This is a genomic window from Nonomuraea sp. NPDC049269, from assembly GCF_043197155.1.
GTDB lineage: Bacteria > Actinomycetota > Actinomycetes > Streptosporangiales > Streptosporangiaceae > Nonomuraea.
Genome location: NZ_JBICSO010000007.1, coordinates 391,845 through 417,532 on the forward strand (window position 1 = coordinate 391,845; position 25,688 = coordinate 417,532).

20 protein-coding genes are annotated in these 25,688 nt (G+C 70.7%); 16 read left to right on the plus strand and 4 right to left on the minus strand.

Annotated features, from left to right (window positions below; all coding sequences use genetic code 11):
- Positions 1-169 precede the first annotated feature (169 nt).
- The 9 genes from ACGFNP_RS37400 (at position 170) to ACGFNP_RS37440 (ending at position 9,328) form a co-directional block, all read left to right on the plus strand.
- Complete coding sequence (locus ACGFNP_RS37400) at positions 170-1,165, plus strand: UDP-glucuronic acid decarboxylase family protein (RefSeq protein WP_358317843.1); 996 nt, start codon at positions 170-172, stop codon at positions 1,163-1,165.
- Positions 1,166-1,528, plus strand: a complete 363-nt coding sequence (locus ACGFNP_RS37405) for a nuclear transport factor 2 family protein (RefSeq protein ID WP_358317842.1) — start codon at positions 1,166-1,168, stop codon at positions 1,526-1,528.
- 250 nt (positions 1,529-1,778) lie between these two features.
- Complete coding sequence (locus ACGFNP_RS37410; protein ID WP_393326873.1) at positions 1,779-2,888, plus strand: phenylacetate--CoA ligase family protein; 1,110 nt, start codon at positions 1,779-1,781, stop codon at positions 2,886-2,888.
- Positions 2,881-3,912, plus strand: coding sequence for a glycosyltransferase family 2 protein (locus ACGFNP_RS37415; RefSeq protein WP_358317840.1), 1,032 nt, complete (start codon positions 2,881-2,883; stop codon positions 3,910-3,912). The genes ACGFNP_RS37410 and ACGFNP_RS37415 overlap by 8 nt, the downstream gene beginning before the upstream one ends.
- Positions 3,909-5,117: an ATP-grasp domain-containing protein gene (locus tag ACGFNP_RS37420; protein ID WP_358317839.1), complete on the plus strand. Its 1,209-nt coding sequence runs from the start codon at positions 3,909-3,911 to the stop codon at positions 5,115-5,117. Before ACGFNP_RS37415 ends, ACGFNP_RS37420 begins: the two co-directional genes overlap by 4 nt.
- Entirely contained in the window at positions 5,114-5,806 is a 693-nt protein-coding gene (locus tag ACGFNP_RS37425) for a hypothetical protein (protein ID WP_358317838.1), read from the plus strand. Before ACGFNP_RS37420 ends, ACGFNP_RS37425 begins: the two co-directional genes overlap by 4 nt.
- 2 nt (positions 5,807-5,808) lie before the next feature.
- Positions 5,809-7,086: a phenylacetate--CoA ligase family protein gene (locus tag ACGFNP_RS37430; RefSeq protein ID WP_393326877.1), complete on the plus strand. Its 1,278-nt coding sequence runs from the start codon at positions 5,809-5,811 to the stop codon at positions 7,084-7,086.
- Positions 7,083-8,318, plus strand: coding sequence for a hypothetical protein (locus tag ACGFNP_RS37435; RefSeq protein WP_358317836.1), 1,236 nt, complete (start codon positions 7,083-7,085; stop codon positions 8,316-8,318). Before ACGFNP_RS37430 ends, ACGFNP_RS37435 begins: the two co-directional genes overlap by 4 nt.
- Complete coding sequence (locus ACGFNP_RS37440) at positions 8,315-9,328, plus strand: NAD-dependent epimerase/dehydratase family protein (RefSeq protein ID WP_393326880.1); 1,014 nt, start codon at positions 8,315-8,317, stop codon at positions 9,326-9,328. The genes ACGFNP_RS37435 and ACGFNP_RS37440 overlap by 4 nt, the downstream gene beginning before the upstream one ends.
- Before the next feature lie 4 nt (positions 9,329-9,332).
- Here ACGFNP_RS37440 and ACGFNP_RS37445 read toward each other — a convergent pair whose 3' ends face one another.
- From ACGFNP_RS37445 to ACGFNP_RS37455, 3 genes are all read right to left on the minus strand, one after another.
- The gene (locus ACGFNP_RS37445; protein WP_393326882.1) at positions 9,333-11,363 is read right to left on the minus strand and encodes a hypothetical protein; all 2,031 of its coding nucleotides are present in this window, start codon (positions 11,361-11,363) and stop codon (positions 9,333-9,335) included.
- A gap of 34 nt (positions 11,364-11,397) precedes the next feature.
- The gene (locus ACGFNP_RS37450) at positions 11,398-12,936 is read right to left on the minus strand and encodes a protein kinase (protein ID WP_393326885.1); all 1,539 of its coding nucleotides are present in this window, start codon (positions 12,934-12,936) and stop codon (positions 11,398-11,400) included.
- A gap of 110 nt (positions 12,937-13,046) precedes the next feature.
- Complete coding sequence (locus ACGFNP_RS37455) at positions 13,047-14,297, minus strand: Gfo/Idh/MocA family oxidoreductase (RefSeq protein ID WP_358317832.1); 1,251 nt, start codon at positions 14,295-14,297, stop codon at positions 13,047-13,049.
- A 72-nt stretch (positions 14,298-14,369) separates the two neighbouring features.
- On the opposite strand from ACGFNP_RS37455, the gene ACGFNP_RS37460 reads away from it, so the two are divergent.
- From ACGFNP_RS37460 to ACGFNP_RS37490, 7 genes are all read left to right on the plus strand, one after another.
- Positions 14,370-15,542, plus strand: coding sequence for an ROK family transcriptional regulator (locus tag ACGFNP_RS37460; protein ID WP_393326888.1), 1,173 nt, complete (start codon positions 14,370-14,372; stop codon positions 15,540-15,542).
- Between the two features lie 109 nt (positions 15,543-15,651).
- Positions 15,652-16,920, plus strand: a complete 1,269-nt coding sequence (locus ACGFNP_RS37465; protein WP_393326891.1) for an ABC transporter substrate-binding protein — start codon at positions 15,652-15,654, stop codon at positions 16,918-16,920.
- Between the two features lies 1 nt (position 16,921).
- Positions 16,922-17,878 carry a carbohydrate ABC transporter permease gene (locus ACGFNP_RS37470; RefSeq protein WP_393326894.1) on the plus strand — a complete coding sequence of 319 codons (957 nt, stop codon included), beginning with the start codon at positions 16,922-16,924 and terminating at the stop codon, positions 17,876-17,878.
- Entirely contained in the window at positions 17,871-18,701 is an 831-nt protein-coding gene (locus ACGFNP_RS37475; RefSeq protein WP_358317828.1) for a carbohydrate ABC transporter permease, read from the plus strand. The genes ACGFNP_RS37470 and ACGFNP_RS37475 overlap by 8 nt, the downstream gene beginning before the upstream one ends.
- A gap of 21 nt (positions 18,702-18,722) precedes the next feature.
- Positions 18,723-20,447 (plus strand): DUF4832 domain-containing protein, encoded by a 1,725-nt coding sequence (locus tag ACGFNP_RS37480; protein ID WP_393326897.1) that lies wholly within the window; start codon positions 18,723-18,725, stop codon positions 20,445-20,447.
- Positions 20,448-20,518: 71 nt separating this feature from the next.
- Positions 20,519-21,661 (plus strand): DUF418 domain-containing protein, encoded by a 1,143-nt coding sequence (locus ACGFNP_RS37485; RefSeq protein ID WP_358317825.1) that lies wholly within the window; start codon positions 20,519-20,521, stop codon positions 21,659-21,661.
- A 66-nt stretch (positions 21,662-21,727) separates the two neighbouring features.
- Positions 21,728-24,985, plus strand: coding sequence for a glucodextranase DOMON-like domain-containing protein (locus ACGFNP_RS37490; RefSeq protein ID WP_393326900.1), 3,258 nt, complete (start codon positions 21,728-21,730; stop codon positions 24,983-24,985).
- A gap of 47 nt (positions 24,986-25,032) precedes the next feature.
- Here the strand turns inward: ACGFNP_RS37490 and ACGFNP_RS37495 are convergent, their stop codons facing one another.
- The gene (locus ACGFNP_RS37495; protein WP_393326903.1) at positions 25,033-25,650 is read right to left on the minus strand and encodes a TetR/AcrR family transcriptional regulator; all 618 of its coding nucleotides are present in this window, start codon (positions 25,648-25,650) and stop codon (positions 25,033-25,035) included.
- Positions 25,651-25,688: the final 38 nt, after the last annotated feature.

The window sequence follows — 25,688 nt, forward strand, 5'->3', positions numbered from 1 at the left end:
ATAGCATCGCCCCGCAATCGAAAAAGCGGGGGACATTAACATCTTACGCAACACGGCTCGGCGCATTACCAAAAGTAGAGGCGGCCGGCTTCCGCTGCGTAAGTAAAGCAGGAGGATCCACCTTGTCTTGTTCGGGCGCCCTGACCGGGCAAATTCCTGAGCTGCGCTTATGAGTCGGCCCACCGTGGCCATTACCGGTGGCGCCGGATTTCTCGGCTCGCATCTCTGTGAACGGTTTCTGGCCGAAGGTCATCAGGTCGTCTGCGTCGACAACTTTCTCACCGGATCGCTGGCCAACGTCGAGCACCTCATGGCCGAGGAACGCTTCCGGCTGGTCCGCACCGACGTGTCGCTGCACCTCGTCATCCCCGGCGACCTGGACGCCGTCCTGCACTTCGCCTCCCCCGCCTCGCCGACGGACTACCTGCGATTACCGATCGACACGCTGCGCGTCGGCTCCAACGGCACGTTCAACGCGCTGGAGCTGGCCAAGGAGAAGGGCGCGCGGTTCGTGCTCGCCTCGACCTCGGAGACGTACGGCGACCCGCTGGTCCACCCGCAGCCGGAGACCTACTGGGGCAACGTCAACCCGGTGGGACCACGCGGGGTCTACGACGAGGCCAAGCGGTTCGCCGAGGCCACGACCATGGCCTACCGCCGGGCCCACGGCGTCGACACGGCGATCCTGCGGATCTTCAACACGTTCGGGCCTCGGATGCGGCCGTTCGACGGGCGGGCGATCCCCACGTTCGTCCGCCAGGCGCTGCTCGGCGAGCCGATCACGGTCACCGGTGACGGCAGCCAGACCAGGTCCATCTGCTACGTGGACGACCTGATCGAGGGGATCGTCCGGCTGTGCAACTCGGACCTGGACGGCCCGGTCAACATCGGCAACCCGCACGAGCTGTCCGTGCTCGCCCTGGCCGAGTGGATCAGAGAGCTCACCGGCTCCGCGTCGGAGATCGAGTTCACGCCGCGTCCCCAGGACGACCCGACTGTGCGCCGCCCCGACATCACGCTGGCCAGGACCCGGCTGGGCTGGGAGCCGCGGACACCGATCGAGGAGGGGCTGTTGCACACCATCGCCTGGTTCCGCCGGCACCCGCAAACGTGGCACGCCAAAGAAGTCACGGGCCACGCCGACCTGACCACCGCGGCGACCTAGATGGAATTCTCACAAGCGCTCGCCGCGCATTTGCGCGCGATAGAAACGCGTGACCTGGACGGATTCCTGGCCACCGTCCACCCGGACGCCTCGGTGATTCTGCCCAACGGAAAACTGCTGACCGGAAAGGACGCGATCGGCGAGTTCCACGTCGCCTGGTTCGGGGACCCGGATTGGTCGCTCAAGACGGCGGTCATCCGGACGGAGACCTTCGGCGAATCAGCATTCGTGGTGCTGTCCGTCGCGTACGCCGATCTGGACGCCGAAGGCCGGCCGTACGAGAAGTCCTATTACCTCACGCTGTACTTCGCCCGATTCGACGGACAGTGGCTGCTCGTGCACGACCAGAACACCTTCAGCTGAGCGAGGTGGCCCCCTGAGCAGGCTTCGATCCACGATCAATCTCGCGCCGGTCGCCTACCATCTGGCCCGGATCCGGCGGCGGGAGCGCCTCGGCCACGCCGAGCAACTGGACCTCCAGGCAGGGCTGTTACGCACCCTGGTACGCCACGCCTACGAGAACGTCCCCCACTACCGGCGGCTCCTCGACCCAGCCCTGGTCGAGCGATTACAGAGCGCCCGTGACCTGGCCGGCTTCCCCGTGCTGGACCGCATGGACCTGCACGGCGCGGCCGGCGACGAACTGCTCGCGACCGGCTTCACCGCCGAGAACACCCGCGCGGCCACGACCAGCGGCTCCTCCGGCATCCCGATCACGATCCGCAACTCGGAACGGGATCTCGGCTACCTGCGCGCGACCTACCTCCAGGACATGCTGTCCAACAGGCTGCGCCCCACCGACCGGATCGCCTACTTCCGGGTCAACCCCTTCCTGCGCCATCCGCTGGAGCGGTTCGGCGTGCTGCGGAACTTCCACATACCGACGAGCCGCTCGCTGGACGAGCAGGTGGCGGCGTTCCTGGCGGCCCGGCCGACCTTCCTGATCGGATTCCCCAACGTCATCCGCAGCGTCGTCGACGAGCTGCGGCGGCGCGGCATCCAGCACCAGGGCGTCCGGACCGTGCTGTTCGGCGGCGAAAGGCTGTCGCCGGCCGCGCGGGCGCACATCCTCGACTACTTCGGCGCGGCCCATCGGGAGGTGTACGCCTCCGTCGAGGTCTTCACCATCGCCCGCACCTGCCCGCGAGGGGCGCTGCACCTGCGTACGTCCGACCTGGTGGTGGAGGTCGAGCACGAGGACGGGACCGTCTCGGTGGAGGACGGCGAGGGTGACATCCTCATCACCCGGCTGCACAGCGAGGCGATGCCGTTGATCCGCTACCGGCTCGGCGACCGGGTCCGGATCGGTCCGAACGACTGCCCGTGCGGGGTGGCCCGGACCCCGATCGTGCGGGAGGTGATCGGCCGCAGCCAGGACCGGATCGCCGGCGCCGACGGCAGGCGCTACTACGGCGACTTCCTCACCTACGCCGTGCAGGACTTCCCCGAGGTGAGCCGCATGCAACTGGTCCAGCGCCGGCCGGGGTCCGTTGACGTGCGGGTGGTGCTGGCCCACGACGCCCGTCCCGGCGTGCCGGGCGACATCCGGGACTCGGTCTTGCGCGCGGCACCCGACCTCGAGGTCACGGTCCTGCCGGTCCAGGAGATCGCCCCGGAGTCCAACGGCAAGATCAAGCTCGTCAAGGTGCTCGATCCCTCCGGGGATCCGCCGAACGTGCCGCCGGACAAGCCGATGGAGAAAGGGGCTGCGGCGGATGTCTGATTCCTCTCTGCGGGAGAAGCCACCGATCACGAAACCGGCGGACCGGCCACGGCCGGGTATCACCGCCATGATCCCGTGCTACAACGAGATCGACTGCGTCGAGCGGGCGTACCAGGAGATCCGGTCCGAGCTGGCCGCCTACGACGACGTCGAGCTGCTCTTCGTCGACGACGGGAGCACGGACGGCACCCTTGAGGCGATCAAGGGCTTCGCCGCCGCGGACCCCCGAGTCAAGTACCTCTCCTTCGCCCGCAACTTCGGGCTGGAGGCGGCGTTCTCCGCCGGCTTCAAGTACGCCTCGAAGCCGTGGACCGTGCAGTTCGACGCCGATCTCCAGTCTCCGCCGGAAGAGATGCACCGCCTGGTGGACAAGGCGCTCGAAGGGTACGACGTGGTGTTCGCGGTCCGCGAGAACCGGCAGGACCCCTGGTACCGGCGGCTCGGCACGAGCGGCCACCAGCTGATCGCCCGCCGCTGGCTGGGCATCGAACTGCCACCCGGCGCGTCGGTGTTCCGGATCGTCAAGACCAGCGTGGCGCGCAAGGTGGTGGACAGCCGGCTCTCCACGCCGTACTTCATCGCCACCGCGCCGCTGCTCGGCGCCCGCTACACCACGCTGCCCACCTCGCACCGCCCGCGCGTCGACGGCCAGGGCAAGTGGAACCTGCGCAAGCTGGTCTCCCATGCCGTCGAGCTCTTCGTCGGGTTCTCCTTCCGGCCGCTGGTGTGGCTGAGCGCGCTGGCCGCCGTCGTGGTGGTGGCCGGGGTGGCGGTCCTGGCGCTGGCGCTGGCGGGCCGGTTCGGCCCGACCGAGCTGGCGGAGGCCAGCCTGGTCACCGGCCTGATCACGCTCGTCACGCTCGCGGTGGTCGCCCGCTATCTCGTACGGATGATGCGCGTGCAGGCGATCGGTATGCCCCGCTACCAGATCAGGGAGGCCAACATCCCGATCCGGGCGGACGAGGCCCTGTACGGCTACGAGACCCCCTATGTCGGCACCGAGGTATGGGAGAACGCCTCATGAGGAACCTCATCGTGCTCGGCGGCGGCGAGGACCAGATTCCCGCCTACCGCGAGGGCCGCCGGCTCGGCTACCGGGTGATCGGCGTGGACCAGCGCCCGGACGCCCTCGGTGCCGCGGAGGCGGATCATTTCCTCTGCATGACCAGCCGGGATCCAGAAGGGATCGCCCAGGCCCTCGGCCCGATCGACGTGGCGGCCGTCATCTCGCCGGCCAGCGACGCGGCCCAGGAGGCGGTCGCCGAGCTGAGCCGCTTCTACCGCACCGCCCACCAGCCCGCCCCGGACGCGCTGCGCTGCTCGGTGGACAAAGGGTTCTTCCGTGACGTGGTCGGCCGGCTCGGCCTGCCCACCTACCGCCACGCCCAGCACGACAGCATCGACGAGCTCACCGAAGCGGCCGGCCGTCTGGGCTATCCGCTGATCGTCAAGCCGGCCGACTCCTCGGGCAGCAAGGGCATCACCGTGCTCGACGGCCCCGCCGGGCTGGTGGGCGCCATCGAGCACGCCTGGAAGCACTCCTTCTCCCGGCAGGTGATCGTCGAAGAGCTGGTGGCCGGGCGGCACTGCGCCGTGGAGTCCTTCTTCGCCGACGGCGAGCTGGCCTTCATGGCGGTCACCGACCGCGTCATCACCGGGCCGCCGGCGATGATCAGCCTGTCCCACATCGTCCCCGCCGACCTCGACGACGACGTCCACGCCCGGCTGAGCGAGGCGGTCAGCGCGATCTGCGCGGCGGTCGGCCACCGGCAGGGGCCGGTGAACTTCGACTTCGTGCTCACTCCCGGCGGCGACATCTGCTTCATCGAGATGGGCGCCAGGCTGGGCGGCAACGGCATGCCGCTGATGGTCCAGCACGCGTTCGGGCTGAACACCGTCGAGGCGGCCATCCGGCTGGCCCTGGGCGAGCCGCTGCGCATCAGCGTCTCCTGCCGCAGGACGGCCGTGCTGCGGATCCTGGCCGCCGACGTCGACGGCGTGCTCACCGCGATCGAGGGCCTCGACGAGCTCCGGCGGATGCCCGAGGTCGTCGACGTCCAGGTGTTCAAGACGGCAGGCGAGCACGTACGCGCCTACACGCAGGCAGGCAACAAGCTCGGCTACCTGGTCATGGTGGCCGACACGCGCGAGCAGCTGGAATCCGCTCTGGATGAAGCGCTGCGCACCCTCCGGTTCGTGATCGAGCCTGATACGAGAGGTTCAGAATGATCCCCCGCAAGCACGTCGGCTTCCTGATCTTCGTGGCGCTGGCGGTGATCGCCGCGGCGTTCGTCTGGTTCGGGCTGCCGCACGACCGCCAGGTGAAGTCGCTGTGGATCTTCCTGGTGAAGCTGCTGCCGTTCGTCTTCGCCACCGAGGCGATATCCAGGCTGGACGTGGAGTGGGCCAGGCGGATCCGGCTGCCGGTGCTGGTGATCCCGGCGGCGTTCCTGCTGTACTTCCTCTACTTCGTGCCCAAGATCTTCTTCTTCGGCTCCGAGGTGGCCGGGACCCGTGAGGCGTACTACGACCTCTACTACCACGTCCTCACGCTGACCCCGTTGATCATCGTCTCCCTGGCCATGGCGTTCCGGCTGGGCGGCGGCTCGGCGGGGACGGTACGCCGGCTCGGCTACGGCATGCTGCTGCTGATGCTGTCGGGCCTGGAGGACCTGGCGTTCCTCACGGTCAACAACCACGTCGACCCCGCCTTCATCACCATCCCCGAGGTCTGGGACTGGGCCACACACATGAGCGTGTTCATCGGTCACGCGCCGAGCAAGTACGAGGCGTACGCCTTCATCGCCGTTCATGTGGTGCTGGCGCTCGTCGTCTTCCTCAGCCCGCAGCGCTGGTGGGAGTCGCTGGGCCGCAAGCTCACGCCGAAGGCGCTCCAGGCCCGCTCGGAGAGCGTGTAGCGATGATCATCCGCGAGGCGGGCTATGTCCCGCTCAGCATCGCGCGGCAGTACGGCAGCGCCGCGGGGCTGCGCCGTCGCCAGCTTCGCGGGGTCAACCGGATGCTGGAGCTGGCCCGTACGCGGGTGCCGTACTACCGCGATGACCCGCGCTACGCCCGCGGCCCCCTCCGCGACCTCGCCGAGCTGGCCGAGCTGCCGGTGCTGGACAAGCAGGTGCTGCGTGAGCAGCCGCTGGAGCGGCTGCTCGCCGACGGCGTCGACCAGGAGCGGTGCCATTCCTTCCAGACGAGCGGCAGCACCGGCCGCCGGGTCCGGATCCTGCACGACCGCGACAGCCACGACTACCACATGGCCGCGTGCGTGCGCCGGTTCCTGGCGACGGGCCGTTACCTGCCGACCGACCGGCTCAGCCACATCCGGCCGTTCGCGCCGCCGGCCAGGGCGTTCGAGCGGTTCGGGCTGTTCCGGCGGCATGTGATCCTCTCCCACCGGCCGATGCGCGAGATCAAGGCGGACCTGCTGGCCAACCGGCCCAAGGTGCTGATCGGCTACCCCGTGCACCTGCGGGCCCTGCTGCGCGAGCTCACCCCGGACGAGCTCGCCCGGCTGCGGCGGACGCTGCGCATCGTGCTGACCGAGTCGGAGCTGCTGCTGCCCGAGCACCGGGCGATGTTCGCCGAGCGGTTCGGCGCTCCGGTCTTCGACGAGTACTCGGCCTTCGAGGTGCTCAACGTCTCCTACGACTGCCGGTACGGCCGCGCGCACCTGGGCGAGGACCGCGTCTACTGCGAGATCGTCGACGCGGCGGGCGACCCGGTCCCGGACGGCGAGGCCGGGCAGGTGGTCGTCACCGCGTTCATGGAACGGGCCATGCCGCTGCTGCGCTACAGCCTGGGCGACATCGGCCTCATCGAGCCCGGCCGCTGCCGTTGCGGCCGCCGCTTCCGCACCCTGCGGCTCACCACGGGGCGCAGCAACGACTACGTCACGCTCCCGTCGGGCGAGCGGCTCTACCCCGACGCCTTCCTCCACCTGGCCGCCACCCATCCGGGCATCAGCGAGTGCTTCGTGCACCAGGACACGGCGGGCCTGGTGCGGGTGCACGTCGTGCCCAGCGCCGGCACGGCGGGCGAGGTGCTGGCGACCGTGCGGGACAAGCTCTTCGGCCTGGCCGGCGGCGAGTTCCCCCTGGAGGTGGTGCCCGCCGAGTCCGTCCAGATCACCCCCGGCGGCAAGGGGAGATTCGTCACCTCCGACTACGGCACGCCGCCCGCATGAGACTCGCGGCACCGAGACAGCTCATGGTGCTGCTCGGCGGGCGGGCCGCCTTCCGGGGGACGCTGCTGCTGGCCAACGTCGTGCTGCTGGCGTTCTGGAGCTCCGGGGACTACGCCGGCTACGCCCAGGCGATGGGCGGCGCCGCGTTCCTCACGCCTCTGGCCTCGATCGGGATCGAGAAGTGCGCGCTGAAGCTGATCCCGCGGGCGCGGCACACCGTCGGCCTGCTGGTCGGCGTCTTCGTGGCGCTGGCCGGGCTGCTGCTGGCGGTCGCGGTCGCGGTCCTGGGGGGCGTGCTGCTCCTCGGGCACAACGGCCCGTGGGTGCTGGCCGGGCTGGCCGGCCTGTACGCGATCAGCGTCGGCGCCAACCAGGTGCTGGTCGGCCTGAGCCGGGCCATCGGCAAGCCGGGCCGCGACGTGGCCAACCATCTCATCCTGGCCACGGGACTAGCCTGCTCGACGGGCGCGGCGGCGACGGGACACGCCTCGCCCGTGGCGTTCCTGGCCCTGTGGCTGACGACCGTGACCGTGCTCAACGTGGCGCTGCTGGCCGGGCTGCGGCCGAGCTTCGCCGGGCTGCGGCGCCGGGTCCTGGTACGCGTCGCGGTGGGGACGTCCCTGCTGATGGCGATCCCCGACGTGGTCGCGGGGGTGTCGATGAGCCTGCTGTTCGTGACGCTCTCGGTGACCGGCGCGCAGGCGGAGAGCACCGGGCTCTACATGGCCTCCATCGCCTCGGGAACACTGCTCAACGCGTTCGGCTACCTGCTGCGCGTCCTGCAGCCCGGCGTCTCCCAGGCGCTGAACCAGCGTGACCTGACCGCGGCCTTCGACCGGCTGTCCCGCTGGCTGCGCCTGCTGCTGCTGGCCGGAACCCCTTATGTGGCGGCCGTCTCCTGCGTGGCGCCGCTCCTGCTGCGCCCGCTCGGCGGTCTGGGCGTCGTCATCCTGTACGTGGCCTGCGTGCCGGTCATCTTCGCGGTGGGCAGCGCCAGCTACGTGATGGAGAACGCCACTCCCCTGGCGCTGCGCGCCACCGCGGTGGGTGCGGTGGTGTCGCTGCTGGCGGTGGTGGCGCTGGCCGCCGTCGTCGTGCCCTGGGCCGGGGCGCTCGGCGCGGTGGGCGTGCTGGCCGCCGGCGCGCTCGTCCACGCGGCGGTCCTCCTGCGCTGGCTCCGGCCGCGGCGCACGCTCTCCCCTCACCCTGTAGCGAAGGAGTCTCTGTCATGACCCATACCTCGCTGGTCACCGGCGGCGCGGGCTTCATCGGCTCGCATGTGGCGGCCGACCTGCTCCGGGCCGGCCATCGCGTGGTGGTGCTCGACGACCTGTCCGGCGGCGACCCGGCCAACGTGCCGGACGGCGCCCTCTTCCACCACGGCAGCGTCTGCGACCCCGAGGTGGTGGACGCGTTGTTCGCGGAGTGGAAGTTCGACTACGTCTTCCACCTGGCCGCGTACGCCGCCGAGGGACTGAGCCATTTCATCAAGCGTTACAACTACACCAACAACGTGATCGGCAGCGTCAACCTCATCAACGCGGCGGTCAACACCGGGACCGTCCGGTGTTTCGTCTTCACCTCCTCCATCGCCGTGTACGGCCACGCCGAGCCGCCGATGACCGAAGACCTGGTGCCCGCGCCGGTGGACCCGTACGGCATCGCCAAGTACGCGGTCGAGCAGGAGTTGAAGGTCACGCACGAGATGTTCGGCCTGCCGTACATCATCTTCCGCCCGCACAACGTGTACGGCGAGCGGCAGAACATCGGCGACCGCTACCGCAACGTCATCGGCATCTTCATGAACCAGATCCTGCGCGGCGAGGAGTGCACGATCTTCGGGGACGGCGAGCAGACCCGGGCCTTCAGCCACATCGACGACGTCGCGCTCCCGATCGCCCGGTCCATCGGCAACCCGCGGGCCTACGGGGAGACGTTCAACATCGGCGGCGACCGGCCGTACACGGTCAACGAACTGGCCGGCGCGGTGGCGGCGGCCATGGACGCGCCGCTCCGCGTCCGGCATCTGCCCGCGCGCCACGAGGTGGTGCACGCCTACTCCTCCCATGACAAGGCCCGCGAGCTGCTCGGCGTCGGTACCGGCGAGGTGCCGCTGGCCGACGGGCTGGCGCAGATGGCCGCCTGGGCGAAGAAGCACGGTCCGCAGGAGCCGTCGGTGTTCTCGGGGATCGAGGTGGCCCGCAACATGCCGCCGTCCTGGCAGGCGCTCATCGTCCCCTGACCGGTCACTGACGGGACAGGGCCCGGGTGATGCCGGTGACGATGGTGGTGACCAGGATCCAGCCCGCCAGCACCAGGCCGTAGGCGACCCACTGACCGCCGCCGACCGGCTGGAACGCCTTCTCCTGACCGAAGTCGATCAACGGGAACAGCAGGTCCAGGGCGTACACCACGGCGTTGAACGCGGGCCCCTTGCCTGCCTCGGCGGGCGGCGGGGGGTCGAGCGCGAACACCGCCGCCCCCAGGACGAGCAGGGCGACGAACCAGGCGGCGGCGCGCATCGGCCGGTAGCCGTATCCGACTGTGACGTCCTGCAGCGCGCCCCACGCGCGGGCGGGCCCGCCCAGCGTGGCGCGCCGCCGCCGCTGCTTGGCCAGCAGGACCGTGCGAGCCTCCTCATCGTGCCCGAGCCGCCGGTAGATGCCGGCCAGCTGCTCGTACGGCTGCGGCACGTACTCGTCCGCGCCGTCTTCCAGCCAGGCCAGGCGCCGGGCGGCGGGCAGCGTGGGATCCAGCACCTCGTACGTCAGGCCGTCCTGCCGGCCCGGTGACCAGGTGGCCGCGTCGTCACGCAGCACCCCGATGCGGGCGTGTCGCAGGTCGACGATGCCCTCGGGCACCTCCTTCGGGCGCAGGTACAGCTCACTGGCCTCCAGTTGCCAGGCCGCCAGCGCCCGGCCGCCGGGATTGGACAGCGTGGCACCGTTGAGGGTCACGAGCCGGCGGACCCGGGTCCCGATCAGCGCGACCTCGCCTTCCGAGGTGAAGCCGTGCCCGCAGGACAGCCCGCTGCCGATGGTCGCCGCGGCCGCGTCCAGCGTCCTGCCGCCGGGGTTGCTCAGGCGGGCGCCGTCGAAGTCGGCGAACGTGCCGATGGTGGCGTCGGCCAGCCGTACCTCACCTTCGGCGCGGAACCCGTCCACGCAGGCCAGCCCGCCGCCGATGGACACGCCGTCGGCGTCCAGCGCCACCTCGCCAGGGGCGGAGAGGTCGGCGCCGGCCAGGCGCAGGGATCCGGTGACGCGGGCCTGGGACAGGCAGACCCGGCCGCGCGCGGTGAGCCCGCGTGCCTCGATCGTGCCTTCGACCTGGATCTCCTCCGCCTGGAGCGCGACGCCGCCTGGGTTGTCCAGATGGGCGCCGTTCAGGTTGAGCTCGCGGTCGACGCGCGAGTCGGCCAGGCGTACCGTGCCGGTCGCGGCGAAGGTCCCGCCCAGGTAGAGGCCGCCTTCGGCGGTGATCCGCGAGCCGCGTAAGGCCATCTCGCCGGGGTGGTCGATGGTGGTGCCGGTCAGGGCGAGGGGCCCGCTCACGCGGGCGTTGCGGAGGCTGATCATTCCGGTGACCGTCATGCACCGGCAGAACACGTTGCCGTCGGCGACGAGCCCGTCCAGCGTCAGGGCGTGCCCGTCAGAGGCGGTCAGCCGGGCGTCGTCCATGATCAACGTACCGCTGACCTTGACGTTGGAGAGCCGGACGTGGCCCTCGGAGCGCAGCCCGATGGCGGCGATCCCGCGATCGGCCTGGAGCCGGTCGCAGTCGATCGCCAACCCCGGCGTGCGCGCGTGGGCGCGGTCGAGCGTCAGGCTGCCCGCGATCTGTGCGCCGCGCAGGTCCACCAGCCCGGTGAACAGGCAGCCCTCCAGCCGCAGATGGCCGCCGATCTGGGCGTTCGAGGCCGACAGCCCCGGCAGCCGGGACTCGGTGAAGCTCAACTGCTGGCAGCGGGCCCAGTACAGGCGCGGCACCCGCTCGAAGTCGCAGGACAGGAACCGCACCGGGTGGGCGACGGTGGAGTGGGACAGGTCCAGGAGTCCGGTGATGCGCGCGCCTTTGACGCGCAGGGCTTGTGACTGCCGTGGTTCGTCCCGCAGCAGCAGCTCGGCGATCACCTTCGCGCGGATCGTCCGTTCCGGGCCCCAGCTCGCGCTTGGGGAGTCCTCGTCCGGTTTACCGGTACGGAAGTCGACCAGCTCGCCCTGGGGGAACGCGTCCCACACCCGGCGTTCGGCCGTGGACAGCTCCTCGACGCGCATGCGGTGAATTCTGCCGCAAACCCCGCGGAGCCGGTCATTTGACGCCGATCGCCATCTCCACCTCTGTGCCGGTGCACGCGGACGCTCCGGCGGGCGGGCTGAGGGCCGCCACCTTGCCGATCCAGTCGCGGCCCTTCCGGTAGCCGACCTTCACCGTGAAGCCCGCCTTCTCCACGGCCGCCTTGCCCTGGTCGAGCGGCCAGCCGCGGGCGTCGGGCACGCGGGCGCGGGCCGCGCTCATCACCAGGTCGACCGTGCTCGTGCCGGGCCGGACGGCTGTGCGCAGGACGCGGCCGGGGGTGCCGCTCGTGGAGCAGTCCAGGGTGAGTTTTCCGATCGTCAGCCCGGCCTGCTGGAGCTTGGCCGTCGCGTCCTTCTCACGCAGCCCAGTCACGACCGGCACCGTCGGACCAGCGGCCGGACCGGCGGTCGGGCTGGTCGCCGTCAGGTTGGTCGCCGCCGTGCTGGTGACGGCCGGGCTGCTCGTAGTCGGGCCGCTCGCGGTAGGGCGGGTCGCCGTCGTTCCGGCCGTGGTCGGGGATGCGCTCGCCGAGGAGCGGGTGGAGACGACCGTGCTGGTCCGGGTGTCCGCGCTCACCGTCTTCGGCGCCCACGGCCGGACGGCCGCCGCGCCCGCGCCGGCGCCGACCAGCAGGGCCGCCGCCACGGTGAGCGCCACGCGGCGCCTCGGCCGGGCACCGCCGGACGGCTCGGTGGGCGGGACGGTGGGCGGGTCGAGCTCGGCGGCGGCCTGGAGATCGACCGACCGGCCGCCGAGCAGTGTCAGCAGGAGTTCCTGTGCCGTGGGCCGCGACGCCGGGTCCTTGGCCAGGCATCTGTCCACCAGATCGCGCAGCGGCGACTGGATCGGGGACAGGTCGGGGGTCTCGTTCAGCACGCGGTTGATCACCGCGGGGATCGAGTCCTGCCCGAACGGCGCCTTGCCCAGGGCCGCGAACGCGATCGTCACCCCCCACGCGAAGACGTCGGACGGGGCGCCCGCGGGCGAGCCCGCGAGCTGCTCCGGCGAGATGTACGCAGGGGTGCCCATGATCTGGCTGGTCGCCGTGGCCGTGGTGTCCGCCTCACGGGCGATGCCGAAGTCGATGACGCGCGGCCCGTCGGGGCCGATCAGCACGTTGCCCGGCTTGAGGTCGCGGTGCACGATGCCGGCCTGATGAATGGCGGTCAGGGCGGTGGCCATCCCGATCGCGAGGCGTTCCAGCGTGCTCCCGCTGACGGGTCCGTCCTTCGCCACCCTTTCGGCCAAGGAGGGGCCGTCGATGAACTCGCTGATCAGGTACGGCTGGCCGCCCAGCATGCCGGCGTCCACCACCTGGGCCGTACAGAATCGGGCCACCTGTTTGGCCAGCGCCACCTCGCGCATGAACATGCGCTGCGCGCGCTCGTCGTCCCACGAGCCGGCGTTCAGCAGTTTGGCCGCGACGCGTTCCCCGGCCGGCCCTTCGGCCAGGTACACCTCCCCCTGCCCGCCCCTGCCGATCCGGCCGATCACCTGATAGACGCCGAGCCGGCGTGGATCACCCGAGCGCAGAGGCTCTACAGCGCGCATCATTTCCTCCCCAGAAAGGTCACCCCCTATTCGATGTCGCCACACGTCTGGATTTCGGGCGGCTGACTTGCTGCTCGGCCGATCAGTGACAGTTATCACTTGGACAATCGCTACCCCAGGTGAACGACCGCGTCCGTGGCTCTGGCGCGTTCCGCGGCCCACACGACGCGGTGGGTCGCGAGGCTCTCGGCGGCGTCGGAGTAGAGCAGCGCCGGGTCGCCCGTGGCGACCGCGGCGAGGAAGGCGTCCGTGAGCGCCTCGTCCCCGCCCGCGTGCCCGTCCCCCGCCGACGGCCCCGCGCCCTCGTGGGTGTCGACGACCTCTTCGCGGCCGGTACGGAAGTCGGTCAGGCGCAGCGTACGGCCGTCGCCGTCGATGTAGCCGTGCGTGCCCAGCAGCCGCGTACGCCGGTGCCCCATCGGCGTGAACGCGCTCATCGTGAACGAGCACGTCGCCCCGTCGGGGAACTCCATGTTGACCACCTGGTGATCGACCACGTCGTTGTCGCACGCGTACACGCAACGACCATAGGGCCCGGTGCGCAGCGCCTGGAGCACGCCTTCCTCGGTGCGGGCCTGCGTGACCGCCGACAGCGGCCAGAACTCGCTGTCCGGGTCGCCGAGGCAGCCGAGATACAGCCGTTTGGCCGAGTAGGGGCAGCTCGGCTCCAGCGGGCAGTCGGTGCAGCGGTCCGCCGCGCCCTCCGGGCGTTCGGAGGCGCGGAAGTGGGTCAGGTTGCCGAACGAGCTGACCTTGGCCGGGATCCGGCCGAACAGGTGGATCAGCCAGTCGATGTCGTGGCACGACTTGGTCAGCAGCATCGGGGCCGAGGTGTCCTCACGGCGCCAGTGGCCGCGGACGAACGAATGCGCGTGGTGCCACCAGCCCACCGGTTCGAGATGCTGGACGCTGACGAGCCGGCCGATGCGGCCGCCGTCGAGCAGTCGCTTCAGCGTCCTGGTGTACGGGGTGTAGCGCAGCACGTGGCACACGGCCAGCATGATCTTGTTGCGTTTCGCCGCGTCGGCGATGGCGGTGGCCTCCTGCTCGCTGGGCGCCATCGGCTTCTCCAGGAGGATGTGGTAACCCAGGTCGGCCATCCGTACGGCCGGGCTCATGTGCAGGTGGTCCTGGGTGGCGATGATCGCCGCGTCGGCGACCCGGCCGGCCGCCGCGAGCTGCGTCCAGTCGGAGTAGACCATGTCCGGCGCGACCCCGAATTCCGCCGCGGCCGATTCGCGCCGGTACGGGTCCGGCTCGGCCACCGCGGTCACGCGCCCCAGGCCGGCCACCGTCGCGTGGCGCGCGTACGACTGCCCGCGCAGCCCGGCGCCCACGAGGGCTAGAGTCACCCCAGACATGGGATCCTTTCCCGAAATTAACATGGAGCCCCTCATTATTAGTGGTGAGGGGGCAGACCTCAAGGGGGTGTGGTGGCCGAAGATCTGGGCGGAGGGGATCTCTCCCGGCTCCGCCAGCTCAACGCGCTGGCCGCGATCCGGACGCTACGCGGCGAGCCGGCGCTCACCGTGACCGAGCTCTCCCGGCGCACCGGGCTGTCCCGCGCCTCCACCGAGGACGTGGTGCGCGAGCTGCTGGAGCGCGGCTGGGTGGCGGAGACGGAGCCGACCACCGGCACGGTCGGCCGTCCGGCCAGGCGTTATCGCTTCCGCGCGGACGCGGGCCACGTCCTCGGCGTCGACATCGGCGGCCACAAGATCCTGGCGGTGGTGGCCGATCTGGACGGCGAGCCGCGGCACAGCAGCAGGGTTTCGGTCACCCCGGCGATGGGGCGCCGGGAGCGGCTGGCCGCGGTGGACCAGGCCGTCAACGGCTGCCTGGCCGGGGCGGGTGTGGCCGCGTCCGATATGTGGGCGACCGGGGTGGCCACCACCGGACTGGTCGACGGGACCGGGCGGGTCATGCTCTCGAACGCGCTGCCCGAGTGGACCGGCGTCGACCTGGCCGCCCACCTGGGGCGGATCGTGGCCGGGCCTATCCTGGTCGAGAACGACTGCAAGCTGGCCGCGCTCGCGGAGTCCTGGCGTGGGGTGGCGCGGTACGCCAAGGACGTGGTGTTCCTGCTGGCCGGGCTCCGTACCGGCACCGGGCTGATCATCGACGGCAAGCTGCACCGGGGGTTCGGGAACGCCGCCGGGGAGATCGGCGCGCTGCCGGTCGCTGGCTGGATCCGCGCGCAGGACCAGCTCAAGTCGTGGCCGGGCCAGCCGTCCGAGGTGGCCGGGGATCCCGACTCGATCGCCGCCGACCTGTTCTCCGCCGCCAGGAACGGCGACCGCCGGGCCGCCTCGGCCGTCCGCCGCTACGTCAAGGACCTGGCGGTCGGCGCCTCGGCCCTGGTGCTCACCCTCGACCCCGAACTGGTCGTGGTCGGCGGCGGTTTCTCCAGGTCGGCCGACCTGATCGTGGAGCCGCTCCGCCGCGAGCTGGACCGCTGGTGCATCCGCACTCCCGAGGTCAGGGTGTCCGCCTTCGCCGACGAGGGGGTGGCGCTCGGCGCCGTCCGGCTGGCGCTCGACCACGTCGAGCAGGCGCTCAGGGGCGGTGGCCAGCTCGCCTCACCGGACCGCTTCTCCCGAGGCTGAGCGTGCCGTAATCGAATCGATGCTTGACTTAATTTCCATGGGCTCCATGATTATCCACAAGTTCGAGACCGTGGCGCCGGATGCGCCTCGCTCGTCAGGGAGGTCCAGGATGCGGAAGTCGGCGCGGCTCGGCGCGGCTGTGTTCGGGGTGGTGCTCGCCGTCTCCGCCTGCTCGGCGGGCGGTGATGAACCGGCTGCCCCGGCCGGCCAGGAGAAGGTCACGTTGTCGTACGCGATGTGGGACAACAACCAGAAACCGGTGATGGAGGAGCTGGGCAAGGCGTTCACCGCCACCCACCCGAACATCACCGTGAACGTCCAGCTCACCCCCTGGGAGGGCTACTGGACCAAGCTCAAGGCGGCGGCCACGGGCGGCGCGGCGCCCGACGTCTTCTGGATGAACGGCCCCAACTTCCAGCTCTACGCCTCCAACGGCGTGATCCGCCCGCTGGAGGAGGAGATCACCAAGGACAAGGTGGACCTGTCGGTCTATCCCAAGCCGCTGGTCGACCTGTACACCTTCGACGGCAAGCACTTCGGGCTGCCGAAGGACATGGACACGATCGGCGTCTGGTACAACAAGACGCTCTTCGACGCCAAGAAGGTGCCCTACCCGGCCGACGGCTGGACGTGGAGCGACTTCAAGCAGGCGGCGGCCAAGCTGAGCGACCCGGCCAAGGGTGTCTACGGCACCGCCGCCCAGCTGACGAGTTTCCAGGAATACCAGTACAACACCATCGATCAGGCGGGCGGGTTCGTGATCTCCCCGGACGGCAGGAAGTCCGGCTACGACAACCCGCAGACGATCGAGGGCCTGCGTTTCTGGACCGACCTGATCAAGAACAAGCAGTCCCCCGACCTGAAGACCATGACCGACACGTTCCCGCTGCAACTGTTCGAGGCCGGCAAGATCGCCATGTACTGGGGCGGTTCGTGGAACGTCTCGGAGTTCGCCGCCAACGACTACACCAAGGACAAGGTGGACGTGGCGCCGCTGCCCAAGGGTGAAAAGCAGGCCACGATCATCCACGGGGTGGCCAACGTCGTGTCGGCCAAGACCGAGCACCCGGCGCAGGCCTGGGAGTTCGTCAAGTTCCTCGGCTCCAAGCAGGCCGCCGACCTTCTCGGCAAGAAGGGGCCGATCCCGGCGTACAACGGCACCCAGAGCGCGTGGGTGGCCGCCCATCCCGAGTTCAAGCTGCAGACCTTCCTCGACGCGGTGGCCTACGCGGCGCCGTTCCCGGTCTCCAAGAACACCGCCGCCTGGAACGAGGCGGAGCTGACGTACCTCACCAAGGCCTGGACCGGCGAGGAGCCGGTGGAGAAGGCGGCCGCCGAGCTGGCGACGGCGATGAACGCCCTGCTCGCCAAGGAATGACATGACGCTCACCACCCGCCGAAGCGCGACGAAGGCGGCGCCGGCCCGGCACCGCCCGCGCCGCAAGGACCGCGCGGTCGAGGCCTTGTGGGGGTACGCGTTCATCGCCCCGGTCGGGCTGGGCCTGGCCGTCTTCTACCTCTGGCCGGTCCTGCAGACCGCCTACTTCTCCTTCACCGAGTGGGGCGCCTTCGGCGGCCACACCTGGACCGGACTGGAGAACTACCTGCGCCTGGCCGTGGACCCCGAGATGGGCCAGGCGCTGGTCAACACGCTGACCTACACCGTGCTCGGGCTGCTGGCGATCCCGCTGGCCATCGTCTTCGCCGCGCTGCTCAACACCAAGGGGCTGCGCGGGGTGGGCGTCTACCGCACGATGTTCTTCCTGCCGGTCGTCACCATGCCGGTCGCCATCGCCATGGTGTGGCGGTGGCTCTACAACGGCGACTACGGCCTGATCAACCAGGTGCTGTCGCTGGTCGGCATCGACGGCCCCAACTGGATCGCCGACCCGGCCACCGCCCTTCCCGCCCTGGTCGTGGTCGGGATCTGGAGCAGCGTCGGCTACAACCTGATCATCTTCCTGGCCGGCATGCAGGCGATCCCCAAGGAGTACTACGAGGCGGCGGCGATCGACGGCGCGGGCCCGGTCCGGCAGTTCTTCAAGGTCACGCTGCCGCTGTTGTCGCCGACGGCGTTCTTCGTGTCGGTGGTCTCGGTGATCGGCTCGCTGCAGCTGTTCGACCTGGTGTACGTGATGAGCGGCTCGGGGTCGTCGGCCCGGTCCAATCCGGCCTTCCCGCGTCTGGAGACGGTGGTCCAGCTCTTCTACGAGCGGGCCTTCGTCACCAACGACCGCGGCTACGCGGCGGCGATCGTGATGGCGCTGCTCATGCTGATCATCGCTTTGACCGCGTTCCAGTTCAGGCTCCAGCGAAGGTGGGTGCACTATGGCTGAGGCCCCCACGACCGGCGGGCGCCGTCTCGGGCTGCACGCGGTGCTGGTCGCCGCGTCGCTGGCGATGGTGGCGCCGTTCGCCTGGCAGATCATCACCTCGCTCAAGACGCTCAGCGAGGCCACCAAGGTCCCGCCGTCGGTGCTGCCCGGCGGCCACTGGGAGAACTACGGCCAGGTGTTCGGGCTGCTGCCCTTCGGCCACCAGTTCCTCAACACGGTGCTGATGGCCGCCGGGCGGACCGTGGGCCAGGTGCTGCTGTGCTCCATGGCCGCCTACGCCTTCGCCCGGCTCCGCTTCCCCGGCAAGAGGCTGCTGTTCGGGGTCTTCCTGTCGGTGCTGATGGTGCCGCCGCAGCTGTTCATCATCCCGCAGTACCAGATCATGTCGTCGCTGGGCTGGCTGAACAGCCTGCAGGCGCTCATCGTCCCCGGCCTGTTCAGCGCGTTCGGGGTCTTCCTGCTGCGCCAGTTCTTCCTCGGCCTGCCCCGCGAGCTGGAGGAGGCGGCCCGGCTGGACGGCGCGGGGCCGCTGCGGATCTACTGGTCGATCATGCTGCCGCTGGCCAGGCCGGGGCTGGTCGCCCTGGGTGTCCTGGTGTTGCTGTGGTCGTGGAACGACCTGTTCTGGCCGCTGGTGGTCAACACCGATCCCGAGCAGATGACGCTGTCGGCCGGACTGACCGCGCTGCAGGGGCAGTTCCAGACCAACTATCCGGTGCTCATGGCGGGTTCGCTGCTCGCCTCCCTGCCGGTCATCGCCGTCTTCGTCTTCCTGCAACGCCAGTTCATCCAGGGCATCGCCCACACCGGCATCAAGGGCTGAGCCCGCCGAGAGGAGCCCCCCATGTCCCGCTTGTTAGCCGCCCTGCTCTTCATATGCGCGGCGATCTTCGTCGCACCGCCCGCGTACGCCACCATCACCGGCCCGTCGGCCACCAACGACGCCACCAACGTGACCTACCAGTTCGGCTACACCGGAACGCCCGCCTACCTCAGGACGTACATCGACACCGACCGCAACGCCGCCACCGGGTTCGCCCAGGGCGGCATCGGCGCCGACTACCTGCTGGAGAACGCCGGCCTGTACCGCCACAACGGCGGCGGCTGGAGCTGGACGCTGGTCAAGAGCGTCACCTTCTCCAACGCGTCCGGCACCGCCCGCTGGACGGTGGCCCGCGCGGACCTCGGCGAGACCGCCACCCCCAACGACGCCGACCTGATCTTCCAGGCCGAGGCGCCGCTGGAGAGCTCCGCCAAGTACACCCACGTCTACAGCGGCGGCACGAGCGGCGCCACGGTGACCTACACCCAGTCGAGCGCCGCCTTCCCCAACCCCGAGCGCGGCTTCTACCACCACACCGGCGACTGCGACAAGAACGACTTCTCGCTCGCCACCCTCCAGGGCTACCGCACCTCGCAGAACATCTCGCTCGTGATGTGCGTGTTCTACCTCGCCGAGTTCAAGACCAGCGCGATCAGCCAGGCCGCGCTCACCCGCTTCCAGAACCAGCTCGCCACCGTGCGGGCCGCCGGGCTCAAGGCCATCGTCCGGTTCGCCTACACCGTCTCCACCACCGGCGACGACACCACCAAGGCCCGGATGCTGGCCCACCTCGACCAACTGGCGCCCTACCTCAGCGCCAACAGCGACGTGATCGAGGTGGTCCAGGCCGGGTTCATCGGCGCCTGGGGCGAGTGGTACTACACCCAGAACTTCGGCAACGAGGGCACGATCACCGCCGCCGACTGGGCCAACCGCAAGGCGGTGACCGACAAGATCCTCAGCGTCCTGCCGTCGTCGCGGATGATCCAGGTCCGCACGCCCAAGATCAAGCGCACCATGTACGGCACCACCGCGCTGACGCCCGCCCAGGCGTACAACGGCTCGGCGCAGGCCAGGGTCGGCCACCACAACGACTGCTTCCTGGCCAGCCCCGACGACTACGGCACCTACGAGAACACCGCCGTCGAATACCCCTACCTCCAGGCCGAGACCGCGTACCTGCCGATGGGCGGGGAGACCTGCGGCGCCAACCCGCCGAGGTCGAGCTGCCCCACCGCCATGAGCGAGATGGGCATGTTCCACTGGTCGTACCTGAACACCGACTACCACCCCGACGTCATCAGCGGCTGGAACAGCGGCGGCTGCCTGGCCGAGATCACCCGCCGCCTCGGCTACCGCTTCGCCCTGCAGAGCGGCACGTACCCGAGCACGGCGACCCATGGCGGCGCGCTGCCGGTGCGCGTCACGGTCAGGAACGACGGCTGGGCCGCGCCCTTCAACCCGCGTAACGTCGCGCTGGTCCTGCGCAACACGGCCACCTCGGCCGTGTACCGCTTCCCGCTCAACGCCAACCCCCGCCTCTGGCTCGCGGGCGGCACGGCGACGATCGACCAGAGCGTGACGCTGCCGTCGAGCATGCCGGCGGGCACCTACGCGCTGCTGCTCGACCTGCCCGACCCGCAGCTGTCCTCCCGGCCCGAGTACTCGATCCGGCTGGCCAACGAGAACGTCTGGGAGGCCGCCACCGGCCTCAACAGCCTGCTGCACACCGTGACCGTGAACTAGCGACTTTGGTCGGCCCGAGGGCTGCCAAGGATCGATGTGCCGGAGAGCTCGGCGTCCTTAGCGTCAGGATCATGACACTGGCTGAGGCGCCGAGCTCACGGCGCGTGCACGAGATCGACGCCATGCGGGGGTTCGCGCTGGCGGGCATCCTGGTGGCGAACATCGGGTTCTTCGCCGACCCCGGCTACGCGGTCGGGACCGGCACGATGCCCATCCCGGAGGGGCCGGTCGCGTACCTCGTCAGCACGCTGGTGCTGACGAAGTTCTACATTCTCTTCTCCTTCCTGTTCGGCTACTCCTTCACGCTCCAGACGCGCGACGGGGTGAACGTCAAGGCCAGGATGCTGCGGCGCTGTCTCGGTCTCTTCGTGATCGGGGTCCTGCACGGGTTCCTGCTGTGGATCGGCGACATCCTCACGCTGTACGCCACGCTCGGGCTGATCCTGCTGGCCATGCGCAACATCTCGCCCAGGAAGGCGGTGATCACCGGCTGCGCCGTCATCGGCGTCATGTCGGTGATCTGGCTGCTGCTGGCCGGGCTGACCCTGCTCGACCCGGCGGGCGGCGCGGCGGCGGCGGATCCGGCCGCGGCGGCACAGGCGCAGGCGCTGGTCACCGAAGGGCCGCTGGGCTTCCTGACCTTCCAGGCGCAGACGTACCCGGCGGTGGCCGCGATGGTGTGGATCGGGCAGGGGCCGATGGCGCTGGCGCTGTTCCTGTTCGGGCTGGCGGCGGGCAGATCACGGTTGTTCGAGGAGCCGGAGCGCTGGGCCCGCTACGTGCCGCGCGTGCAGTGGGTGGGCTTCGGCGTCGGCCTGCCCGCCGCGGCGGTCTTCACCTGGGCGTCCGCCTCCGGGGAAGGCGCGTTGGAGCTGGCCGCGCTGGCCCTGAACAACGTGACCTCGGTGCTGCTGACCGCCGCCTACGTGGTCACCCTGCTCCAGGTCATCAAGCGCTTCCCCGCGGCCGGCCGCGCGCTGGCACCGGCCGGGCGGGTGGCGGCGTCCAACTACCTCGGGCAGTCGGCGCTCTGCTGCCTGGTCTTCACCGGCTACGGGCTGGCCCTGGCGGGCAGGCTGTCGCCTCTCGCCGTGATGGGCGTGGCCGCGGTGATCTACGCGGTCCTGCTCGGGCTGAGCTGGTGGTGGCTCCGCCGTCACCGTTACGGCCCGATCGAGTATGTCCTTCGCCGCCTCACCGCGGGTCGGGGTTGACAGCCAACCGGGCCTGGTCTTCTCTGCAACTCTGCGAGGAAAAGGGCGGACCCGAGGGGGCACGGCATGGCCACGGTTCGATGGTTCGCGCTCACTCTGGCCGTCTCCGCCGCGCTGGCCGGGCTGCCCGCCCTGCCCGCGCAGGCCAGGGTGCCCGCCCCCGGCGCGCCCTCTCACTTCGGGCTCGCGCGCAAGGACTGCGTGGGGACGGCGGCGGGCCGGGCGTCCAAGGTCTGGTACACGGTCGCGGGCGGCGTCCTGTCCGACGTCTATGAGCCGACCATCGACAACACCAACGTCGAGACGATGCAGTTCGCCGTCACCGACGGCAGGACGTTCACCGAGCTGCAGTCCCGGGACACCACCTACAAGGTGACCACCGACCGCTCCGGCATGACCTGCACGATCACCTCCTCCAGCAAGAGCGGCCGCTACCGCCTGACCACGACCTACCTCACCGATCCGGGCAGCGACGCGGTGGTGGTCAGGACCCGGCTCCAGCCGCCCGGACTGCGGCTGTACGTACGGCTGGACGCGAGCGTCAACGGCAACGGAGGCGGCGGCGCACCGAACGGCGGTGCCGACAGCGGCGTGGTGGACGGGCCGACCGGCGCCCCGGTCATCTCCGACGCCAACACCGAGACCTCCGCCCCCGCCCGCGACTACGCCGTGCCCACCCACCTGGCGCTGCGGGCGGAGCGGCGGCTGCCGCAGGCCACTGTGGGCTATGCGGGCACGCCGAGCGACGGCGCCGCGCAACTGGACGCCGACCACACACTGACCCCCAGCACGACCGCCCCCGACGGCAACGTGGTGGCCACCGCCCGGCTGCCCCTCGACGGCTCGGGCGAGGTGACCTTCGCGCTCGGCTTCGGCCGTACGGCGGGCGCCGCGTTGCGGACCGCGGGCGAGGCCGCCGCCCGGCCGTTCGAGACCACCCGGACCCGGTACGAGGCGGGTTGGGCCGCCTACGACGCCGGGCTGCGCAAGCCGCCCGCCGCGCTGGCCGACGCCTACCGGCTCTCGGCCAGCGTACTGAAGGCAAGCGAGGACAAGACCTTCCCCGGAGCCGTCGTCGCGTCGCTCGCCAGCCCGTGGGGCCAGGCGGTCGGCGCGGGCGAGAAGGTCGGCGGCAAGGCGGTCTACTTCGGGTCCTACCGCGAGGTGTTCGCCCGCGACCTGTACGAGGCGTTCACCGGGTTCCTCACCGACGGCGACCTGGCGACCGCCCGCGCCACGGCCCGCTTCCTGCTGCAACGCCAGCAACTGCCCGACGGCCGCCTGCCGCGCAACTCCCTGCTGAACGGCCGGCTCGCCCCCGACTCGGGCGGCGACCAGCTCGACGAGACCGCCTACCCGATCCTCATGGCCCACCAGTCCGGAGTCGGCGCGGAGCTGTGGGAACACGTGCGCGAGGCCGCGGACTTCCTCGTGGCGCACGGGCCCGCGTTCGGCGTCGAACGCTGGGAAGAGCAGCAGGGTTACTCGCCGTCCACGATCGCGGCCGAGATCGCCGGCCTGGTCGCGGCCGGGGAGATCGCCGCCGGGCAGGACGACCAGGGCCGGGCCCGCCTCTACCGCGCCACCGCCGACCACTTCGCCCGCTCGGTCAAGAGCTGGACGGTCACCACCACCGGCCCGTACGCCCCCCGCTACTTCCTGCGCCTGTCGCGCACCGGCGACCCGGACGCCGCGTCCCCGTACAACCTCGGCAACGGCGGCCCGACGGAGGACCAGCGCCGGGTGGTGGACGCGGGATTCCTGGAGCTGACCCGGCTCGGCATCCTGCCCGCCACCGACCCCGACGTCCTGGCCAGCCTGCCCGTGGTGGACCGGGTGATCGGGCGTACGACTCCGAACGGCCAGGGCTGGTACCGCTACGGCTCCGACACCGAGGGCACCGAGGACGGCTACGGCGACTGCCACGAACCCGACCCCACCTCCTGCGCACCGTCGGGCCGCCCCTGGCCCACCGCGAACACCGGCTCGGGCCACCTCTGGCCGGTCCTGTCCGGCGAACGCGCCGAGCAGGCGTTGCAGACCGGCGACACCCGTACGGCGGCCGCCCTGCTGGCGGCGATGCGGGCCATGTCCTCGGGCACCGGCCTGGTCCCCGAACAGGCGTGGGAGAACCCGGACCTGGCCGCCGCGCCGTACGGCACCGACCCGGCCACCGCCTCGATCGGCTTCCGCGACGGCGAGCCCGCCGGCTCGGCCTCCCCGCTGACCTGGGCACAGGCCCAGGAGGTCCGGCTGATCCTCTCCCTCGCCACCGGCCGCCCGGCCGAACAGCCCGAGCTGGTACGCCGCCGCTACGCCGCCCACGGGATGCCCGCCACAGCGCCACTCACGGTCACCGCCCCCGCAGAGGGCAGCACGGTCGCCGGGACGTCGGTCACGGTCGAGGGGACGACCGCGTCCGGCGCGCGTGTCGACGTCGCGGCCACGCCCATCGACATCGGCACCGCCACCGAGGTCGTCTCGGTACGGGCCGGGGCCGACGGCGGCTTCACCGCGCGGGCACCGGTCTCGTTCGGCGAGGTCGTGCTCACCGTGACCGCCACCACCTCCGACGGCCGCACCGGGTACGCCCGGCGCTCGGTCGTCGGCGACATCACCGGTGCCGCGACCGTGCTCGACGTCACCGATCCCGACGGCGACGACAACGGGCCGGGGACCTACGCCTATCCGACGGCCGCCGACTTCCACGCGGGCGCCTTCGACCTGCGCAGGTTCCAGGTGATCATGGACGCGAGCACCGTCTACCTGCGGGCCGAGATCCGCGACCTCACCCCCACCTTCGGCAACCAGATCGGCGCCCAGCTCCTCGATGTGTACGTACAGGACCCCGCCGTGGCCACGCGCTCGACCGATCCGGCGTTCCCGCAGCGCAACTACCGCATCGCCGAGCAGGACGCGTGGTCGCAGCGGATCGAGGCGCAGGGCTTCGGCGCCCCGGTCTGGGTGACGGCCGCCGGCACCGCCCTGTCCGGCGCCGCCGTCCGCGGCTCCGGCACCACACGGACGATCACGATCGCCGTGCCCAAGGCGGTCTTCGGCACGCCGGGGCCCCGCTGGCGCTTCGCGGTGGTGCTCACCGGTCAGGACGGATTCAGCTCCGACCAGGCCAGGGGCTTCGCCGCCACTCCCCAGCCGTACCAGTTCGGCGTGTGCGCCCCCGGCGGGACCAATGCCCTGTGCTCCTTCGACCCGGGCGCCGTCCCCAAGGCCATGGACGTGATCACCCCGCCCGGCCAGTCCCAGGCGGACGAACTGAACCCACTCCTCGGCCCGGCCACCCTACGAGCGGTCGCGGCCCCCTGACCTCATGCCCGCCCACCCGACGGGCCGTCCACTCCCCCGACCTCGCCTCACTCGACGATGGGGATCTCCGGAGCCGGGAACAGGTCACTGACCAGGAGCGTCGCCGCTCGTATCGAGGCGGTGAGGATGTCGGCGTTCTCGGCCCTGGTGCCCTGGGCGGCCAGTACGGTGCTGTGCACGCTGAGCAGGGCCATCCGGACGCGCAGCTGATCCTGCAGCGGAGCGTCGGGGCCCAGGATGATCCGGGTGGCCTGGTCGATTCGCTCCATCGCACTGCCCTGGCCCGGCGGTACGACCGCCTTCAGCGCGGTGTGGTTGGCGGCGGCGAACCGCATCGTCTTCAACCCCCGCTGCCCGCTCAGGGTGAGCCACCGGCCCAGGAGTTCGGAGGCGAGTTGCGGGGAGCGCGGCTGTGCGGCGGCCCAGTCGAGAAGGTCTTCGAGCGCGCGCAGGTGGTCGGTGAAGAGGCTGCGGATGACGGCCTCTTTGCTGTCGAAGTGGTAGTAGAGCGCGGCCTTGGTGATCCCCAGCTGTTCGGCGATTTCGCGCATCGAGGTGGCGTCATAGCCGCGCTCGGTGAACAAGGACAGCGCGGCCTCCTGGATGTCGGCCCGCGTCTGGCTGCCCTTACGCCGCGTGCCTGGCACCTGATCGGTCTTCGTCATCGCGTTTCCTCTGCTCAAGCTCTTCAGAGTCTATACCA